The sequence below is a fragment of the Trichocoleus sp. ST-U2 genome, from assembly GCF_039961875.1.
GTDB lineage: Bacteria > Cyanobacteriota > Cyanobacteriia > Cyanobacteriales > FACHB-T130 > FACHB-T130.
In genome coordinates, this window is sequence record NZ_JAMPJY010000014.1 from 1 (window position 1) to 18265 (window position 18265).

Annotated in this window: 17 protein-coding genes; 6 read left to right on the forward strand and 11 right to left on the reverse strand. The window is 46.5% G+C overall.

The features are described 5' to 3' along the window. Positions 1-110 precede the first annotated feature (110 nt). From NC996_RS11670 to NC996_RS11705, 8 genes are all read right to left on the reverse strand, one after another. The gene (locus NC996_RS11670) at positions 111-326 is read right to left on the reverse strand and encodes a hypothetical protein (RefSeq protein ID WP_190687370.1); all 216 of its coding nucleotides are present in this window, start codon (positions 324-326) and stop codon (positions 111-113) included. A 160-nt stretch (positions 327-486) separates the two neighbouring features. Continuing rightward, positions 487-966, reverse strand: a complete 480-nt coding sequence (locus NC996_RS11675; protein WP_339380394.1) for a hypothetical protein — start codon at positions 964-966, stop codon at positions 487-489. 160 nt (positions 967-1126) lie between these two features. Then, positions 1127-1315: a CPXCG motif-containing cysteine-rich protein gene (locus NC996_RS11680; RefSeq protein WP_190410373.1), complete on the reverse strand. Its 189-nt coding sequence runs from the start codon at positions 1313-1315 to the stop codon at positions 1127-1129. Between the two features lie 23 nt (positions 1316-1338). Next, a complete protein-coding gene (locus NC996_RS11685) occupies positions 1339-1794 on the reverse strand; it encodes a hypothetical protein (RefSeq protein ID WP_190433637.1) in 456 nt (151 codons plus the stop codon). Positions 1795-1888: 94 nt separating this feature from the next. Further along, positions 1889-2356: a hypothetical protein gene (locus NC996_RS11690; RefSeq protein ID WP_190687375.1), complete on the reverse strand. Its 468-nt coding sequence runs from the start codon at positions 2354-2356 to the stop codon at positions 1889-1891. 140 nt (positions 2357-2496) lie between these two features. Continuing rightward, entirely contained in the window at positions 2497-4131 is a 1635-nt protein-coding gene (locus NC996_RS11695) for a radical SAM protein (RefSeq protein WP_190687378.1), read from the reverse strand. A 27-nt stretch (positions 4132-4158) separates the two neighbouring features. Continuing rightward, positions 4159-4413: a SemiSWEET transporter gene (locus tag NC996_RS11700; protein ID WP_190410369.1), complete on the reverse strand. Its 255-nt coding sequence runs from the start codon at positions 4411-4413 to the stop codon at positions 4159-4161. A 355-nt stretch (positions 4414-4768) separates the two neighbouring features. Then, positions 4769-5500: a site-2 protease family protein gene (locus tag NC996_RS11705; protein ID WP_199303189.1), complete on the reverse strand. Its 732-nt coding sequence runs from the start codon at positions 5498-5500 to the stop codon at positions 4769-4771. 594 nt (positions 5501-6094) lie between these two features. Between NC996_RS11705 and NC996_RS11710 the strand changes: the two genes are divergently transcribed. Then, positions 6095-8710, forward strand: a complete 2616-nt coding sequence (locus NC996_RS11710; RefSeq protein ID WP_190687381.1) for a PBP1A family penicillin-binding protein — start codon at positions 6095-6097, stop codon at positions 8708-8710. A 128-nt stretch (positions 8711-8838) separates the two neighbouring features. Continuing rightward, the gene (locus NC996_RS11715) at positions 8839-9054 is read left to right on the forward strand and encodes a hypothetical protein (RefSeq protein ID WP_190410367.1); all 216 of its coding nucleotides are present in this window, start codon (positions 8839-8841) and stop codon (positions 9052-9054) included. A gap of 181 nt (positions 9055-9235) precedes the next feature. On the opposite strand, the gene NC996_RS11720 is transcribed toward NC996_RS11715, so the two are convergent. From NC996_RS11720 to NC996_RS11730, 3 genes are all read right to left on the reverse strand, one after another. Continuing rightward, positions 9236-9895, reverse strand: a complete 660-nt coding sequence (locus NC996_RS11720; protein WP_190687383.1) for a hypothetical protein — start codon at positions 9893-9895, stop codon at positions 9236-9238. A gap of 246 nt (positions 9896-10141) precedes the next feature. Continuing rightward, on the reverse strand, positions 10142-10813 hold the full coding sequence (locus NC996_RS11725; RefSeq protein ID WP_190687385.1) for a hypothetical protein: 672 nt from the start codon (positions 10811-10813) through the stop codon (positions 10142-10144). Positions 10814-11119: 306 nt separating this feature from the next. Beyond that, positions 11120-13432 (reverse strand): NACHT domain-containing NTPase, encoded by a 2313-nt coding sequence (locus NC996_RS11730; RefSeq protein ID WP_190687387.1) that lies wholly within the window; start codon positions 13430-13432, stop codon positions 11120-11122. A 110-nt stretch (positions 13433-13542) separates the two neighbouring features. Here NC996_RS11730 and NC996_RS11735 point away from each other — a divergent pair, with 110 nt between their 5' ends. The 4 genes from NC996_RS11735 (at position 13543) to NC996_RS11750 (ending at position 18202) form a co-directional block, all read left to right on the forward strand. Further along, positions 13543-13722 carry a hypothetical protein gene (locus NC996_RS11735; protein WP_348259992.1) on the forward strand — a complete coding sequence of 60 codons (180 nt, stop codon included), beginning with the start codon at positions 13543-13545 and terminating at the stop codon, positions 13720-13722. A gap of 12 nt (positions 13723-13734) precedes the next feature. Then, positions 13735-14118: a hypothetical protein gene (locus NC996_RS11740; RefSeq protein ID WP_339380395.1), complete on the forward strand. Its 384-nt coding sequence runs from the start codon at positions 13735-13737 to the stop codon at positions 14116-14118. Positions 14119-14173: 55 nt separating this feature from the next. Further along, positions 14174-17200, forward strand: a complete 3027-nt coding sequence (sbcC, locus tag NC996_RS11745) for an exonuclease subunit SbcC (protein ID WP_190687392.1) — start codon at positions 14174-14176, stop codon at positions 17198-17200. A 279-nt stretch (positions 17201-17479) separates the two neighbouring features. Further along, positions 17480-18202 carry an alternative oxidase gene (locus NC996_RS11750; protein WP_190437738.1) on the forward strand — a complete coding sequence of 241 codons (723 nt, stop codon included), beginning with the start codon at positions 17480-17482 and terminating at the stop codon, positions 18200-18202. Positions 18203-18265 lie beyond the last annotated feature (63 nt).

Genomic DNA, 18265 nt, shown 5'->3' on the forward strand with positions numbered 1-18265 from the left:
TTGTGGATTGCACAACTTCCGTCTCAGCTATCGCTAGCTGGTGACAGCTTAGGGTGAAAGGAATAGAAACGATCCCACTTTTCTCTACAACCTCTTATTTCCGATTAAGTTTAATGATTAGTTGTTTCGACAGAGAAACCTTCTGCGATGTCGTTGATGCAATCGTTAGAAGCAGCTATTTGGATTGGGCGATCGCTAGCACCGGAAACAGTTTTTGTGAGTTCTGCTGCTTGTACTGTTGGTGCTAAAAATAATAATGCTCCCGCGCTTGCTAAAGCGAGTTTCAATGCTTGTTTGCCATTCAATCCAAGTTTCACAGATGCCATTTCATTTTCTTCCTTTGACAGAGCGTAATCAAGTGACTAATTGTTTTGTTTAAGGATTAGCTAAAAAAATGAATTTTCGTACTAAAACTAAAAGCTGAACCCCCACTATTATGCCTGAAACAAAACTAACAACTAAATAGTGAGAGTTGCTGCTATAGTATTACTCCAAACTATTAATTAACTTTTCAATAGAACGTCTGCCATTTGGGAGCTTAATAACGAGCTGACTCTTACTCATGTCCACCGTGTAAGTGTACGGACCGTTTTTAGCCGTAAATACATTACGGTTGTAAGAAGTAAGAGGAACAGTTATACCACCACGCCCATTCTTGGCATAACCGACATAAGTGTGGGGATTATCTCCGCCGCAAATATACACTAAGTAGTTTTTCGTTTCAGCAGCAACGAAAGTACTTTCATCCCTATGACAACCCACTTCTGTTTGAGCTAGTTCGATAGAGTGGGAAGTCGATAAAGTTTGAGATGCAGGTTGCTCAGAAGTGAAAGCAACCTTCTCGGCACTTTTTTCAGTTAGTTGTACAGCACCTACTGAAGGTGCTAAGAATAATAATGCTCCTGTGCCCGCTAAAGCTAATTTCAAAGCCTGTTTGCAATTGAATTCAGGTTTAGTAAATACCATGATTTGACCTTCTTTGTAAGATAATAACCGTAAGATTACGGTTGTTTTTTGGGAACTATCTGTTGTCGATAGTTTCATCTTCAGAAGGGCGCAAGGCATTTCCAGAAATCCTAGAAATCTTTTGCGAGCAAACTAGGCAGGAAGTAATAAAACTTTATTTTTAGCCTTCGTATTCGCTATCGATTTCAATGTCAAGGGTTTCTTCATCAAATCGGATGTAGAGAATATTTGGGCGACAGCAAACTTGGCAATCTTCAATATACGACTGCTGACCCCCAGCACTCAGGTCAACAAATGTAACATTTGGTTCGCCGCAATAGGCACAAAAATACTCAGATGTTGATTGCATTTAATTTATTCCTCTAATCATCGTTATTGAGTCCATCGCAACACTCTTTCATTAACGATAGTTTGATTCCCTTGAATAATGCGTAGCTGGCTTTGGGTAAGAATATAACGGGTATTACCTTGAACAGCAACAAACTGACCACTACTGTTACTAGGAATCGTCACATTAATGCTGTTTTGGGTTCCATTTTTGGCACCCCCAACAAAGACTAAAGTACCCCCCTTAGCCGCACAAATATGGGCGAAATGATTTCTAGTTTCAGCAGCACGGTATAAAGAGGTATTCGGTGGACAGCGGGTATTCAGAAGTTGAGCGAGTTCAATCGAGTCGGAAGTTGATAAGTGTTGAACCTGGAAAATTTCTGCTATGTTTTGCAGGGAAAACTCAAAGCGATCGCTCTCGGCACTCTGTTCTCCAGCGTACACCGAAGAGGTCAGGAATAAAAATGCTCCTACGCCCGCCAAAGCTTGTTTTAACATCTGCTTATCCTTGGTTGCTTGCTCTATTCAATTTATAAAAAAAAATCCCCACCAGTACAGCGTCTGGTGGGGGAAAATCTGATAAATGGAACGATTATTTAATTCCCACTTGCATTCTGTAACTGGCGTTTCCTCTAGTCCCGCCAACAACGATCTTATAGTCCCCGCTTCTAGGCAATGTGCCGCTCCAGCTAGTTGCCTCTTGTGCAATAATTCGCCCATTCGGAGCTACGATATCAAAAACAGCGTTGTCTTCAACAGAGGTAATGCCGATCGTCATTTTCTGGCGTACCTTGGCACCCAGCAGATAAATATCTCTCGTTCCTCGCACGACTGAGTATTCTACAACTGCTGAGCTTTTCCCTTTTGCAAATCGAACCCGCTGGGTGCGACCTTGCGGTTGAGCTGCCAAAACAGTTGGTTCAACTGCCGCAGCACCTGTGGAAGTTACGGTTTTGGCGATCGCTTCTACAGAGGGAATCAAGCACAAAAGCGCTCCTGCACCTACTAGAGTTAGTTTGGAAGCAAATTTACGATTAAATTGAGGTTTTACGAATACCATCTGTTAGCCTGCCTTGGGAGAATAAAACTCTTCTTAGAGTCTCACGGGACTTTCTAACAACTACATCTGTGCGATCGCTGTTTTCCTAAAATCGCAGAAGTGGCTGATCCGTGTCCTTACGGTCGTAATCACCCCGTAGGCTAGGTTAAGCAGGGTGAAGCCTCCCGAAAATGAGCCTTAGCGTCGGCTAGATGCTTCTGGAGGGTGGCAACTGGTAAGGGTCCTTGCAAGTGGTTCCAAGGCAAAACTCGATCTAACGACCAACTGGCGTGGATGTAGGAATCGAGATCCGGCAGTTGTCCTCGCAGTTCTTTAAAGGCACGGCGGTAGCTGCCTAGAGAGTCGCCGTAGTGTCGCGTCAGTTCTAAAAGATGGGAAAGTCGGCGATCGCCTCTGGATATTAAAGCTTGGATTGCTGACCAATTATAGCTTTCCGGTCGAAACTCAATGCCTTCGCGGCGCAATTGCTTCTCTAAGCTTTTCAGCCGCTTTTCGGCGTCCCGATTCACTCCAAACCACTGAAACGGCGTATGAGCTTTAGGGACAAAAGTGCTGCATCCGAGTGTCAAGCGTAACCCAGGCGCGGCTTTTTTCAGCGATCGCATCATCGCCACAGTTGCTTCTAAATCTTCGGGTTCCTCCCCCGGAACTCCCACCATTCCATAGAGTTTGAGGTTGCTTAATCCACCTGCTTTGGCATTGATTGCAGCTTGGATGATTTCCTCATTCGTCAGCTTTTTATTGATAATCTGCCGCAATCGTTCCGAGCCACTTTCTACGGCAATGGTGAGCGATCGCGTGTCTCGTTTTGCTAAAGTTTGAGCTAGCTGTACCGTCACCGTATTCGTCCGCACCGAAGCAATGCTGAGGCGGACATCGTCGTACTTTGGCTGGCTCAAATAATCCAGTAGGGTTTCAAACTCTGGGTGTTGCGTAACAGACGCCCCCAATAATCCCAGCCGATTCGTCACCGCCAATCCCCGATCGATGGCTGGAATTAGCGAACTTTCCAAACTCGCTGTCCGAAACGGCAATGTTAGATAACTCGCCAAACAGAAGCGGCACATTTCCGGGCAACTGCGTACCACTTCCACCATATAAATATTTTCCCACGCCGCCTTCTCTGTCACCACAGTGGAAGCGGAAAGCGTATTTCCCCGATAGGTTTGCTTTTCAATGACGGCGGGAATCTCCGCATCCACGGGCAAAATTGACTGGATCGAGCCATCCGGCGAGTGATATTCAACTTGATACAAACTAGGAATATAGATTCCTGGTACTTGCGCCAAACGCCTTAGTTGAGCTTGTCGGGTAGCGTTTCTAACTTCTTTATACGCATCAATAAAATTGCCGAGTAGATTTTCACCATCTCCCAGCAAAATAACATCAAAAAAGTCAGCAAAAGGTTCTGGATTGGCAGTTAATACGGGTCCTCCCCCAAATACGAGGGGATGATTGTCATCACGCGCAGATGCTCGATTCGGAATCTCTAGCAATTCCAGTAGATTGAGGATATTGACATAATCTAATTCCCAAGAAAGGGAAAATCCGACTAATTCGGGCGATCGCAGCAGCTGCTCATGAGTATCTGTAAATAGGCGGCTGACTTCAAGATCGGAGCGCATTGCCAAAGACGCCCACACCACTTGATAGCCTAGGCTAGTGATGCCAACGCTGTACTCATTCGGGAAGGCAAATATAGTTCGGATGGCGTCGGTGTCAGGCGTCGCGGGTGTAAATAAAAGACGTTCTGCGGCAAAAACTCCAGACATCACAGGCAAGTAAAACCTTAAAAGATTATCCTATTCATATTTAATTTTAAGCGATAAAATTATCAGATTAAAAATTAAGGTTAACAAGTTGGCAGCAATAACCGGAAAAGATTGAATGTAAAAACCGTACACCAACCACAAAAACACTCCCGAACAGAAAATAATCAACATTTCCAGGGAAACATCTTTGGCTGATTTTGTTTGCCATACTTTAAACAATTGAGGCAAAAAAGCTACAGTGGTCAAAGTTGCCGCCAAAAATCCCAAACCCGTCACAAAATCCATGCTACTGCCAATTGATTTGCAAAAAAAATTATAGATAAGATTTAACTATAGCAGTCCTATATGATTCGTGAATGCGAGAACCCCGACTTCTTAAAGAAGTCGGGGTTCTGAAGTGATTTGTAATCTCTCTTCTTTCTCTTTCTTCGCGTCCTATAGCGCTAACGCGCATCCGCGCCGCTTCGCGAACCCTAAGGCGTCTAAGCGCTAACGCGCAGGCTCCGCCAATGCGGTTCGTTAATAGAGATTGTGTTCAATGAATCTCAAATCCGGAATTGACTAGAAAACAATAAGCCTGCGGACGCAGACTTATTCTGTATAGACGCAGACTAAAGTTTGATGGAAGCAGTGCATCCATCTAAAATACAACTTGGCATCCCTGCATTGAGGGAACAACCGCACAGATGACTGCATTCGCGATAAAACCCAGACCTAAAGAAAAACCACTAACCAAGAGGATTGTTAAAGCTAATAATCCAAAAGGGCTACTTTCTAAAGGTTTTAATGACGGGAAAAATTCACTGAATACATGAAACCCATCCAGAGGAGGAATAGGCAGCATATTAAAGAGAAACAAGCTCAAATTGATAGACGCACCCAGGTAGAGAAATTCAGAACTCAGAATTCTTGTTGAGAACAAACTGAAATCCAATTTGAGAATTAAAAGAAACAGAATGCCCAAGCCTAGATTTAACAAAGGGCCAGCGATAGAAACCAAAATATTGCTAATTTTCTTATGGCGAAACCGTGCGGGATTGATAGGCATTTGTCCCCACGCCATACCAGCAATGCAAAGAAAAATAATTGACTCCCATCCCATGTGAATCACTGGATTCAGGGTCATGTGTCCGCTTTTTTTCGGGGTGTCATCACCTTGGCTTAAAGCAGCTATACCATGAGCGAGTTCGTGTAGCGTCACTGAAGCCACAACCAGGATGATAATTCTTAGAAAGAGTATAGGATCGGTCAGAATTGTTTCAATTAACATCGCTTGACCTCGATAAGGCGGTAATACAGCAACCCAAAACGAAATAAAATCAACAATCAATTGACTGACAGAACTTACTGCACCCAGTAGTTTTGGTCGCAATCTTCATAACTTATGTATTTATCTGCTTGGTGGCTGAAGATTACGCACAAACGTTAAGCAAATTGTCCATCATGGATTGGCACCAGAAGGGCGATCGCTTATACTGATCCCAACGGGTGCATCTGTCTTAGGAAGGATATTTTGAGCTACAAACCGAAGTTACTGTTTTCCAGATAAGTTCCCAAAAAGCGATCCCCCTGAGAAATGTTCTTGGCAAACATTTTTCAGGGGGGAGCGCCGACTTCAGCGCTAACCCGCTCCTCTCAAAGCTAGATTTTTATCAAATACCACGTCCGCTCCTCTAATAAGCTCAGCCAGAGAGCAAGAAGCTGATAATTAGGAGTTTGGTAGAAAATGCCTTGAGATTTGCCCCATTTCTTGAAGTTACTTAAGCTATCAACCAACAAGGTCTAGAACAAAGCTTGGAACTGGATGACTTTAGGTGTATTCTTTGACGGAATAAAAAAATAACAATTTGACAAAAAGCGAATAAGTTCACATTGTGTAGGCACAGATCCCGGATTCAAGCCATAAAATAGGCAACAATAAGCAGGGAATTTTGCGCCAGAAGTTTTTGGTGATTGAGGAGTTGACGTGACCAAGTTCATCTCAAGACTGAAGGATTTATCAGGCAAGTTCAATGCGGGGGTGTCAAATGAACCAGTCGAGACTCCTGTAGGTAATAAAGAAGAACCAGTCGATACTCCGATTGATGGCAAGGAACAAGACGAAGGACACGCAGACGCATCACGACATCGTCGGGAATTGAAGCGAAATCTCTTGCGGCTGAAGCGCTTCTCCACTCAGGAGCTTCCTAAAATTGTCAAGAAGCCATTCACTGGAGAAAACCCACTCCATCATCAGCGTCGATTTTGGATTGGTTTAGGTGTGGGAGGAGGAGCGATCGCGCTTTTGACTGCTGCGTGGTCGTTGGAGAGTAGCTTACCCGATACCAGCGATGCCTTAACCTTGATGCGACCAGAGACTTTGACGATCAAAGCCTCAAACAACAAAATACTTCAACAAATCGGCCCAGCGACTCGCGAAACCCTCAAAATTGACAAAATTCCCAAGCAGCTAATTCAAGCTTTCATTGCGATAGAAGACAGACGCTTTTACAAACACCAGGGAGTTGATTACCAGGGAGTTTTAAGGGCAGCCTTTTCTAACTTGATAGCAAGAGATGTTGTAGAAGGCGGTAGCACCATCACCCAACAGCTGGCGAGGATGGTTTTTCTCGATCAGGAGCGTAGCGTCTGGCGCAAGCTGAAGGAAGTCCGAACCGCTCAAAAAATCGAAAACGAAAATACCAAAGATCAAATTCTAGAACGCTACTTAAATTTGGTTTACTTGGGAGAAGGTGCTTATGGTGTGGCAGATGCGGCTTGGGTTTACTTTTCTAAGCCAGTGTACGAACTAACCCTATCGGAAATGGCGACACTTGCCGCCATCCCACCAGCACCCAATCAATACTCGCCTATTAAAAATCCACAAGTGATTAAAGAGCGCCGCAATCTGGTATTACAACAGATGCAGCAGGCAGGGTTCATTACAGCCGCTGAAGCCGAGAAAGCGATCGCTGACACCCTGATAACAAAACCCAGCCGTCCTAAGCGGCTCGAAAGGTTTGCCCCTTATTTCACCGAATACATCCAACAAGAACTGCCCAAACACGTCTCGCCAGCAGCGATTAAGGCTGGAGGATTAACAGTAGAAACCACCCTGAAGCCAGAATGGCAGGAAGCGGCGGAAAAAGCCGTTATCGAAACCGTTGAAAACAGCGGTCGCGGTCAAAACTTCGAGCAAGCCGCCCTTGTGGCGCTCGATCCGCGTACCGGCGAGATTCGGGCAATGGTCGGGGGAAAAGATTTTTATAAGCAACAGTTTAATCGCGTTACTCAGGCACAGCGCCAGCCCGGTTCGACATTTAAAGCGTTTGTATACACGACAGCAATGGCTGCCGGTTTCACGCCCTATCGCGGCTACCTGGACGCTCCCTACAAAGTAGACGGCTATACCCCCAAAAACTACAGCGAAGAGTACCGGGGCTGGATCTCCATGCGTGATGCCCTGATTGGCTCAATCAATACTGTTGCTGTCAAAGTTTTGGTCGATGTGGGATGGGATACGGTGATCGATGTCGCCCACAAAATGGGCATTGAATCAGAACTGAAGCCGACCTATTCCACTGCCTTAGGTGCCTCTGAAGTGAACCTGCTGGAACTCACCAGTGCTTATGGCACCTTTGCGACCAAAGGGATGCATACCAAAAATTACGGCATTCGTCGCGTTCTTGACCGACGCGGGAACGTTATCTACGAAGCGAAGTTTAAGCCCGACCGTGTCCTCCAAGAAGATACGTCTGCGATTATGACCTGGTTGCTGCGGGGTGTCGTGAATGAGGGGACGGGTCGCGCCGCTGCTCTAGACGATCGACCTGTTGCTGGGAAGACGGGCACCTCGGATGAGGCACGCGATCTGTGGTTTATTGGCTACATCCCCCAAATGGTTGCGGGTGTCTGGCTGGGCAACGATGACAACAAACCGACTTGGGGCGCGAGTAGTACAGCCGCCTACACCTGGAATAAATTCATGGCGGAAGTGGTCAAAGATATCCCGGTCGAGAAGTTCCCAGATCGACCCACCGAGCTAGAAGGACGTAAAGCCCAGCTCACGATCAAGCCCATCAAGCCTAAAAGCATCTTCTCTGGAAGCATCATCTCCAAAAACAGCGACGACGATGATACCCCCCGGCGTAGCCGGTCTCGTCGGGCTACGGATAGCGATGATAGCTCTAGCGAAGAAACTCCCCGGCGTAGACGCTACCGTACTAGCAGCGTCCAAAGCTCCGAGAGCGCGCCTCGGCGGAGACGGCGTCGCAGCCAAGAAGTCCAGCCTCAAGAAGAATCTAGACCTCGCTACCGTCGTTCTCGCCGCCAAGTAAGTACCAATTCTCAAAGCCAAGAGAGTTCAAGCAATAGCAGCCGTCGCTACCGCCGTTCTCGTCGCCAAGCAAGCACAAGCTCTCAGGAGTCGGCACCCGTTCGGCGTTCTGTTCGCAGAAGGGCATCATCAGATTCTACTTCTAGCACTGCACAGCCAAGGAGAAGACGAACTTACAATTCTGCGCCAACCGCTCCACGGGCACCGAGGAGAACAGCGGATGCCGCCCCACCTCCTGCTCCGCCAGCAGCGCGGAAGGAAAATTAGGAACGATTAGAACAACTTCCTAACTCTCAAGCGCGATCGCGAAAACAATGGGGATCAAACTCAGGGGTGATAGACGATCCCCTGAGTTTTGGTACGATAACCAAAAATCGATAAGAGGGTTACAAAGAATGCATTTATTGATGGAAGTTGCTACGAATACGCCCCATTTTCCAGTCTCTGCTACTGCTGTGTACGCGGTAGGTTTTATTGCCGCTGTAAGTATCGGTTCCGTTGCGTGGTATAACTCTAAGCGCCCTGTGGGTTGGGAAGATAAAGAGCGCCCGGATATTGTGCCTGAAGTTAAGAAAGAGGCAAATCCCGGTGTAGGCAAGCCTAGCGCGTAACTCTCTAACAGGAAAATTTTTAGAAAACCTATAAAGATTGTAGAGACATTGCGTTCAACGTCTTTACCGCTTATACAAACGTAGGGCAGGGGTATACCCTGCCCTACAGCGTTATTTTTGGAGACAACGAGATAAAACACCTTGGCTCGAAAAAAGGCTAGCGCAGCGGCTCGAAAAAAGGCTAGCGCAGTGCTAGAGCCGAGCGCAGGGTGACATTTAAATCGGTGTTGGGGTTAACGACAACAACATCAACTCGTTTTTTGCCCAACAGAAGCCCGCCTAAGGCACCCAAACCAGCACCCCCCAAAATCTCTTCAGTAGCGATCGCTCTGTCTCCAGTTAGAGCGCCGAGCGCCGCAGCCGCAGCTCCACCAACAGCGGCACCCTTCAAAATAGAACTGGTATTCGTTCCGCGACTCACTTGTTCGGTGCGAGTAATTACTCTGGAAGAGGCATTGATATACTGCCTTTTCCCGTTGTTGAAAACTAACTCTTTGGCAACGAACTGGGAACCGCCTCTCGTTGCGGGTTGCAGTTGACCAACTACCTGAGTTCCTGCCGGAATTAAGATGGTTCCGCGAGTATTTCTGACATTTGTTGCCACCGTCAGCGTTAAAGGCATCGTTTCCTGGGGAGACACAACGATTTTATTTGCCTTGTTATAGCGCAAGGGGAGGGTTGTACCTGAAGGAATGCTGACTTGGGAGACAGGTGGAGGCGGAAATTCGTAATATTGGGCAGCAGCAGGTGCAGACGCGACGAAGGGGGCAGCTGCACCGGCGGTGATTGTCAATGCCATGAGTGCAGCGGTTCCTGATTTCCAGCGATTGAAGCGAGACATAGGGAACACTCTCAGCAATTATACGGATAAGGGTCAAGACGCTGCGCGGCTAAAATTTGTTTCTTGACAATTGAACTGATTTAGTGCATTGCGAAGGAAAAATGGAGAGCGATGGGGAAAGAACCTCTCCCCAACCCTCCCCGATTCGGGGAGGGAGTCGGAGCGTTCTTATACCATTTCACTTTAGGTCTGTAACAGACGGATTCTGATGTGTAGCATCACCAAGGGAAATTAGGAATTCCCTGTTTAGCGTAGAGCGACGGTAACTGGCAGCTGAGAAGCCAGGGTAATAGTCCTCAAATCCAGGCTGGGATTCACGGAGATGACATCAACAGATTTGCGTCCCCAAAATAGCCCAGCTAAAGCGCCCAAGCCTGAGCCACCCAAGACTTCTTCAGTCGCGATCGCTTTGTCGCCAACTAGGGCTGCGATCGCGGATGCAGCGGCTCCACCTAAGGCGGCACCTTTCAAGATTGTGTTGGTTCTAGAACCTTTTTTGATTTGTTCAGTTCTGGTCACAATTTGAGAAGTGGCATTGATTGTCCGAGTTCCATCTAAGGGGAGAACAATTTGTGTAGCAACAAATCGGGAGCCTTGACCAGCCGGTTCCAATTGACCCAAAATCTTTGTTCCTGCTGGAATCAAAGTTGTCCCGTAACTGCTTTTAACAGTGGATGAAACTGTTAAAGTTAAAGGCACTTTTTCGGTTCTAGATAGCAAGATTTTTTCAGCCGTTCCGTCATATCTAACAGGAATAGAAGCTCCAGAAGAAATTACAGTCTTGGTCTGAGATGGGTGGCTGGCACGAGGGACTGTAGGGACAGGAACATTGATGGGTACAGCGCCAACAGAACCGGCGAATGTGCCCAGAGCCATCAATACCAAAACGCCAGACTTTAAGTTATTTAAGCGTGTCATAAATAGGGAACCCACGAACTTTGTGTATTTTCACTGATACCTTCTTAGAAGGTTGTGGGCTAAAAAATGTTTCTGAGAACTAGAAAATTATTTTATTAAGTATTAAAGCTTAGTTTGCTTTTAAAAGGTTAATTAAAGTTGAATATCCCCTATGAGCAGTGACGCGGTTTCTCTAAATTAGTTGCTTTAGTAGAAAAAATTAGCGATCGCGTTTTTTACCCGTATCAATTTACGCAACAGATAAAACAATCTATCTTCAACGTGCGATCGCGTTATTCGGGAAAAATTGCAAAAAATGCGATCGCGCTACATTGATCCTATTTTTCGTTGCTCAATTTCAGCAATGGGTAACAACAATGTATCTTCTATCTCCTGCCGCACTTCACAGCTCACATAACAATCGCTATTCAAACACTCTACCAGCAATTTATTAGCATCGTAATACTGCGTTAGCAATTCCTGTTGCAGTTCGCCGAACTCCCTATCGTGACCAATATTGCGATGCTTAATTATTACAGCTCTTAATTTATCACCCCAAAGTTTACCATTAGCTTCCCACAATTTCTGAAATTGTTTATCCTCTTGATCGGGGTCAGGTAGTTCATTTTTAAGTTGTTGTAGCGCTTGTTTTAGTTCACTTGTAAGTTCAAAATTTAAAATATCCTTAAGGTAAAGGTCAAGAGCATTGTTAGGGGAAAAGGAAGCGCTAATACCAAATTCAAGGGCTAGCAGAAGATTGTTGTCTAGCGCAAGATTGTTCTCAAGGGCATGGGCATCCTCAACAGAAAAGCAATGATCATTTAGATTGTTAATGCCAAGAGTATAGGCAAAGTCAAAAGTATCGTCAAGGAATTCAACGTTAGTATCATTTTCAAAGTAAAAGGCTCGAACATCTGCTGTTGTATAGCGTAGCTGGACAGAAATAGATTTCTCATTTACCCACATTAAGAACTGCTGTAGCTTATCATCACTAGCTAAGAGCGCATCAACTTTCTCTTTCATTAACAGCAACAGATGGTCTGCACTTGGCGACATACCGACTGATAGCAGAAAGACTTCCCTCCAACGGTAGTCAGTGATATGGCTTACTAGATTTTGCAACGCCTCCTCTGATGACTGTTTTACAACAACAATTTCTCTAGCAGTGAAATACTCGTGAAATGTTAGATGGGAAAACGAGTAAATCCCTTTAGCGCGTTCCACTACTAGACCATGATGATGCTCAATTGAGCGCAAAACTTCCTCACTGTCCAGTTGTAATGCTTCCTCATCAGTATTAGCACTAGGTAAATTACGGATGTAATCTGTGATGTATTGCTCGGCTGTTTTTTGCTTAAAGAAATAGTCACCTTGCTCAAACGTAGCAAGGGCAATTTTACTGAGTAAATTTTCCTTACGCTGAATTGATAGCTTTTTGTATACTTGGTCACGTCGAATCCCACGCTTGGCATCCCATTTTTTCAGTAGCGCATCCAGTCCTTCTTTGTATAGCTCAGAACGGTTTGCCGGAAAATCCCCTGACTCTTCAAACGCCAAACATAGGAGCGTTAGCAGTAGCGGACTTGTGGCGAGTTCGTTGATCCGATCATTGTCTGTGAGGCGTTCGATAAAAGTTTCTGGTTTTACAGCTTTACCCTTAAACCAGTTGGTTGCAAAGGTGGCAATTTGTTCACTATCAAAATCAGCAACTTCTACCTCTGTAAATTTCTCGAAGGTATATTCTCTCGCTGCAATTCGGCAGGTCATCACAAAGCGGTTTTCACGATACTGATCGGAGAAATCACGAATCTCCTTTAAGACGCGCTTATTGTCTTCCTCTCTAACTTCATCCAACCCATCGAGTAAAATCAATGCCCTACCGCGTTCAATTACATCTTGTAGAGACGCGATTACCCTTGTCTCGGCAACGCCGCAACCCACGAATTGCTGATTGATGTATTCCAATAAACTCGGTTTATTAGCGGCTTCAGCAAAGTCTTTGATGGTAACAAAAATCGGCACGCGATCAGCCTGAAATTTACTCTGATTGCACTGAATCGCTAAATACTTCAAAAACGTGGTTTTACCAGCTCCTGGCTTCCCCAAAATCATCAGCTTGGTATGTTTCTCGACCGCATCCAGTCCTGGCACTCCTTCTTCAGTGATTCTGCCCAGTCCAAATCGCTCAACATCCTCAAAGTTGCACTCTTGCAGTAATTCAGGAATCTCTTTACGCCTGCGCCCAGTAATTTTCTCCAGAATGTTGACGTTGGTGTAGATATCATTCAACCCAATGGGGTGAGCCATATCCAGCACCCGCATTGTCCCGCAGCGTTCTTGGATGATGGGTTTTATCTTTTCGCGTACTTCTTGCACCAGCGCATCAATATCAATGCTCGTGTCCTGATTCTGCTCCTCTGCTTCAGGTTCAGCGATTTCTTTCCAATTGAGATTCAGCCAACGGCAGATATCGAGAAATGTAGGACGCTCAATCGGTTTACCCGCAAAAAATTTTCCTACAGGCTGGCGAGTCGTTCCTACTCGTTCTCCAATCTGTGTTTGCGTCCAGCCTTGGTATTTAAAAACCTTTTTGGCTTTCTGAATGCCTTCTGAAGATGCCCGGAGCGATCGCTCTGCCATTGTCTACCCACAAAACGCTGATGTTTCTTTGATAACTCATACAACGCATACAGCGCATACAAGCGATCGCAAACATCGGCTTCAGATGATGAAGGAGACAAGATTGAAACTTGCTTCTTAACGCAATGCTAACTGGCACACTCTGCTTTATCCTCCAAGTCTTGACTGTAATGCTGATTGAAGAGTCTGCTAAGGCAGGCTTCCGGAAGCTTAAAAAAAGTAAGGCGATCAGACGCCGGATTTCGGTGTTGTGGTTTTGTCTCTACATCAAATGGCGATCGCGCAAATAATCAACCGGGCGAATGGAATTCGCGGCTACACAGACGAAACCCGCCTTCGCGGGTTTGAATTTTTTTAAGATGATGGGTGTGGTGCGATCGCGTAACCTAGCCTTGAAAGCGCAAATTGATAAGTCCGCACTTCGCGATCGCATCTCCCCTACATATAAAGAAGGCTTGGAAATTATTGCAGTGGCTTCTTGGATGATTCGGGAAGAAATAGAACAGAAGGATAGGCGCAAAGCCGAGATAGAGCAATCGCTAGCAGCATTTCTAAAACCCGCCTACGCGGGTTTCGTTTGTATAGCCGCGAATTCCATTCGCCACGAATATTTTGATTTAGCAGAAATTTTTACATCAAATTCGGTCTTAATTGCCAAAAACCTGATTTTTCAACCGCTAAACTAAACAATAGTGCAGATGTACTGCTACTTCTGATAAAAGGTATGGCGCTATAGCCTGAATGATCCCACAGCAACTGGTTCTCAAAAATTTCCTCAGCTACCGCGAGGCTACCTTAGAGTTTAGCGGTCTACATACTGCGTGTATTTGCGGTTCTAATGGTGCGGGTAAATCTTCCCTCCTAGAAGCGATCACCTGGACGATTTGGGGTGAAAGCCGCGCTGCAACAGAAGATGATGTCATCCACGCCGGTGCTAAAGAAGTTCGGGTTGATTTCACCTTCCAATGCGATCGCCAAACCTATCGCATCATTCGCACCCGCATCCGGGGACAAGGTGGATCGCTGGAATTTCAAGTGCAATCATCTGGCGATTTTCGCTCTTTAACTGGGCGCGGAATCCGGGCGACGCAGGAAGCAATCGTGCATCACCTCAAGCTGGATTACGACACTTTTGTGAATTCGGCTTATCTGCGTCAAGGACGGGCGGATGAGTTTATGCTCAAGCGTCCCAGCGAACGCAAAGAAATTCTCGCGGATTTGCTGAAACTGTCTCAATATGAAGAATTGGCAGAACAGGCGAAGGATTTATCCCGCCAATTAAAAGGACAGGCGGAGCAATTGGATCAGAATTTGCAGACGATTAAGCAACAACTGCAACAAAAAGATGCGATCGCTCAACAACAACCAATTCTGGAAACTCAACTGGCAGAATTACAACAAGCCCAAGCTGCTGACAATGAAAAAGTCCAAAGTTTGCTCGCAATCCAGCATCAGCGACAAACTTGGGAACAACAACTGAGCTTTGTTCGCCAGCAATATCAAAATCTCACCAAAGATTGCGATCGCTATCGCCAAGAAATTGCCACAACTCAACTGCAACAGCAACAATTAGAAGCTTTACTGAATCAAAAAGACCAAATTACCGCTGGGTATGCTCACTACCAAGATTTGCAAACCCAGGAAGAAACGCTCACCGCGAAGTCACAAGCTTACCAAGATGCCCAACAGCAACGGCAACAACTCCAACGACAGCTTGAGCGGCAAATTAACGAACTTAACCTGCAACTGCGACAAGCTCAAGGACAACTAGAAGCGGTACGGCAATCTAGGGCAGATATTCAGCAAATCCTCAGCCGCACCGAAGAAGTAGAAGCCGGATTAAAACAACTCCAAGAGGCGCGGGGTTACGTCAGTTATCTCGATCGGTTGCAGTTACAAGTCGCTCCTTTGGTGCAACGTCGCGGACAGGTGCAGATGGAACTCGATCGCTCTCAAGCGCGATTATCTGCCAGATTAGAAGAACTTCGCAAATCCGCCGCTCAGTTGCAAGACAGGCAAAAACGCTTACCTCAATTGCAACAGCAATTACAACAAGTTCAAAGTCAAATTCAGCAACTTGACAAAAAGCGCGTCTATCAGGAACGGGTGCAGGAGAAAGAACTGCAACAGCGGAGTTCTCGCGATCGCCTTCAGGCGGCTCAAAAAGAATGCGAAACTAAACTTGCAGAAATCGACCAAAAGCTGCAACTGATCCAGACGCCAAATGCCAGTTGTCCTTTATGCGATCGCCCTCTCGACGAACACCACTGGCAGCTAGTGGTGCAAAAAACCCACGATCAGCAACAGGGAATTCAAGATCAATTCTGGGATGTAGAGGGGCTACTCGCGGTCTGTGAGTACCAGCTACAGGGGTTGCGGAAGGAAATTACCGAAATTGCCCAAGCATTGGCAAACTACGATTCCTTGCGCGAACAACGAGGACAGTTAGCAGCGGAAAGTTCTGCTATGGCTGAAATCCAGACGCGCCTGCAACAAATTGAGGTGGAAAAGCAACAAATAGAGCGATCGCTTGCCTCTGGTAACTATGCACCGGATCGACAAGAAGAACTGCACCACCTTGAGCAACAGTTGCAACAACTTAACTACAATGAGCAAGACCATGCCCTCGCCAGAGGTGAGGTAGAGCGCTGGCGCTGGGCAGAAATTAAGCAAGCAGAAGTTAAACAAGCGCAGCGGCGTCAGGCTCAGATAGACGCTCAAATGCCAGAATTGGTGGCAAAAATTGCGAATCTGCAATCGCAAATGCAACAACTGCAAGTGAATTCCGACTTATCGCGGCAGATTGAAGCACTCGATCGAGAAATGGCGGAAATTGGTTACGAGCGATCGCAGCACGACGCCCTCAGAACCGCTTTACGCAAGTCGCAGTCGTGGCAAGTCCGCTATCAGGAACTCGCTTCCGCGCAGCAGCAATATCCTGCCTTATTAAAGCGATCGCAAGATTTGGAGCAATCGTTGCAAATGCGATCGCAAGATTTGCAACAGATGACGACTCAAATAGACACCACCGTTCGACAGTTGCAACAAACACCCGATACGAAAGCCGAAATTACAACGATTGAACAGCAGATACAGCGGCGGCGTCTGCAACTCGACGAGAAGCAACGCCAGCTAGGAAGCTTGCAACAACAACAACATTATCTAGAAACGCTTCAAACTCAGCATGACGTACTCACCGCTCAACACGCAAAGGTGCGACAGCAATATCGCGTTTACCAGGAATTAGGGCAAGCTTTTGGCAAGAATGGCATCCAGACGCTGATGATTGAGAATATTCTGCCTCAATTAGAAGCAGAAACGAATACTCTCCTCTCTCGGCTCAGTGGGAACCAGTTACACGTACAGTTTGTTACTCAGAAAGCAGGGCGGAGTGGACGCTCTGCAAAAAAAGCTAGCAAAATGATTGACACTTTAGATATTTTAATTGCCGATGCTCGCGGCACCCGCCCTTATGAAACTTATTCTGGCGGGGAAGCGTTTCGGATTAACTTTGCGATTCGTCTAGCTTTAGCGAAATTGTTGGCGCAGCGTGCGGGAACGGCATTGCAAATGCTGATTATCGATGAGGGATTTGGCACCCAAGATGCGGAAGGATGCGATCGCTTGATTGCCGCAATTAATGCGATCGCGCCTGACTTCGCCTGCATCCTCACCGTCACCCATATGCCGCAATTCAAAGAAGCCTTCCAGACTCGGATTGAAGTGTATAAAACCCCCAGCGGTTCTCACTTGAGCTTGGTGCTGTAGGAACTTAGCCCCCTAATCGCGTTCCCTACGGTGTAGAAGTTGGCAGAACTCTCTCCAAACGCCTCTCCGAAGCGGAGCGGGGCTTTGAAGATGGCTGGAGGGTTAGGTAAGTGCAACCCGAACCCTAATGTTCGGACTTCTCACCCTAGTTCACCCACTCAGGCGATACCCATCGCTCCGGGGAACGCTACGATCAAAGTAAGAGGAAAGAAAAACCCAACAGCATCTTCCTCCAGGCTGAATTTTCAGCCATTCTTCTCACTCCTAAGGGAGGACTTAATGATTCGATTTCTGGTTAGCGTGCTTGTGTTCGTGATCGACACGCTTTATCGCGATCGCCCTTATCAGCGCTTCTACGTGCTAGAAACAGTGGCTCGCGTCCCCTATTTTTCCTTCCTATCAGTTTTACACCTTTACGAAACCCTCGGTTGGTGGCGAAAAGCGGACTGGCTCAAGGTTCACTTCGCTGAATCTTGGAATGAAATGCACCACCTGCTGATTATGGAATCGTTAGGGGGAAACCAACATTGGAGCGATCGCTTCCTTGCCCAAACCACAGCCCTGTTCTACTACTGGGTAGTTGTAGGACTTTACATCGCGTCGCCCCGCACCGCCTATAACTTCATGGAAATGGTGGAAGAACACGCCCATCATACCTACGACGCCTTCTTGCGCGAGCATGAAGCCGAATTGAAAACCAAACCCGCGCCCCAAGTTGCGATCAACTACTACCGGGACGGCGATCTCTACCTATTTGATGAATTTCAAACCGGCGTAGTCCCCGAATCTCGCCGCCCTGCGGTTGATAACCTCTATGACGTTTTCGTCAACATCCGGGATGACGAAGGCGAACACGTCAAAACCATGATGGCGTGTCAAAAAGCGGATGCTCAGAAAACCTTTAAGAGTCCCCACTCTCTCCCTTATTCGGAACAGCAGGTTGTACTGCCTCTAGTGACAGACGCTGAGCTTGAGCGCGAGTTAGCTGATTCTCCCTTTTAAGTAGTAGTTAATTGGCTATTCTCTTGCTTGCTAGCCGGTGCTAGAGCATTAGTAGCGGAATTT

Excerpts from the sequence above, each read along its gene's own strand:
- NC996_RS11670 (WP_190687370.1), bottom strand. The coding sequence starts at position 326 with ATGGCATCTGTGAAACTTGGATTGAATGGCAAACAAGCATTGAAACTC.
- NC996_RS11675 (WP_339380394.1), bottom strand. The coding sequence starts at position 966 with ATGGTATTTACTAAACCTGAATTCAATTGCAAACAGGCTTTGAAATTA.
- NC996_RS11680 (WP_190410373.1), bottom strand. The coding sequence starts at position 1,315 with ATGCAATCAACATCTGAGTATTTTTGTGCCTATTGCGGCGAACCAAAT.
- NC996_RS11685 (WP_190433637.1), bottom strand. The coding sequence starts at position 1,794 with ATGTTAAAACAAGCTTTGGCGGGCGTAGGAGCATTTTTATTCCTGACC.
- NC996_RS11690 (WP_190687375.1), bottom strand. The coding sequence starts at position 2,356 with ATGGTATTCGTAAAACCTCAATTTAATCGTAAATTTGCTTCCAAACTA.
- NC996_RS11700 (WP_190410369.1), bottom strand. The coding sequence starts at position 4,413 with ATGGATTTTGTGACGGGTTTGGGATTTTTGGCGGCAACTTTGACCACT.
- NC996_RS11715 (WP_190410367.1), top strand. The coding sequence starts at position 8,839 with ATGCATTTATTGATGGAAGTTGCTACGAATACGCCCCATTTTCCAGTC.
- NC996_RS11720 (WP_190687383.1), bottom strand. The coding sequence starts at position 9,895 with ATGTCTCGCTTCAATCGCTGGAAATCAGGAACCGCTGCACTCATGGCA.
- NC996_RS11725 (WP_190687385.1), bottom strand. The coding sequence starts at position 10,813 with ATGACACGCTTAAATAACTTAAAGTCTGGCGTTTTGGTATTGATGGCT.
- NC996_RS11730 (WP_190687387.1), bottom strand. The coding sequence starts at position 13,432 with ATGGCAGAGCGATCGCTCCGGGCATCTTCAGAAGGCATTCAGAAAGCC.
- NC996_RS11740 (WP_339380395.1), top strand. The coding sequence starts at position 13,735 with ATGGAATTCGCGGCTACACAGACGAAACCCGCCTTCGCGGGTTTGAAT.
- sbcC (WP_190687392.1), top strand. The coding sequence starts at position 14,174 with ATGATCCCACAGCAACTGGTTCTCAAAAATTTCCTCAGCTACCGCGAG.
- NC996_RS11750 (WP_190437738.1), top strand. The coding sequence starts at position 17,480 with ATGATTCGATTTCTGGTTAGCGTGCTTGTGTTCGTGATCGACACGCTT.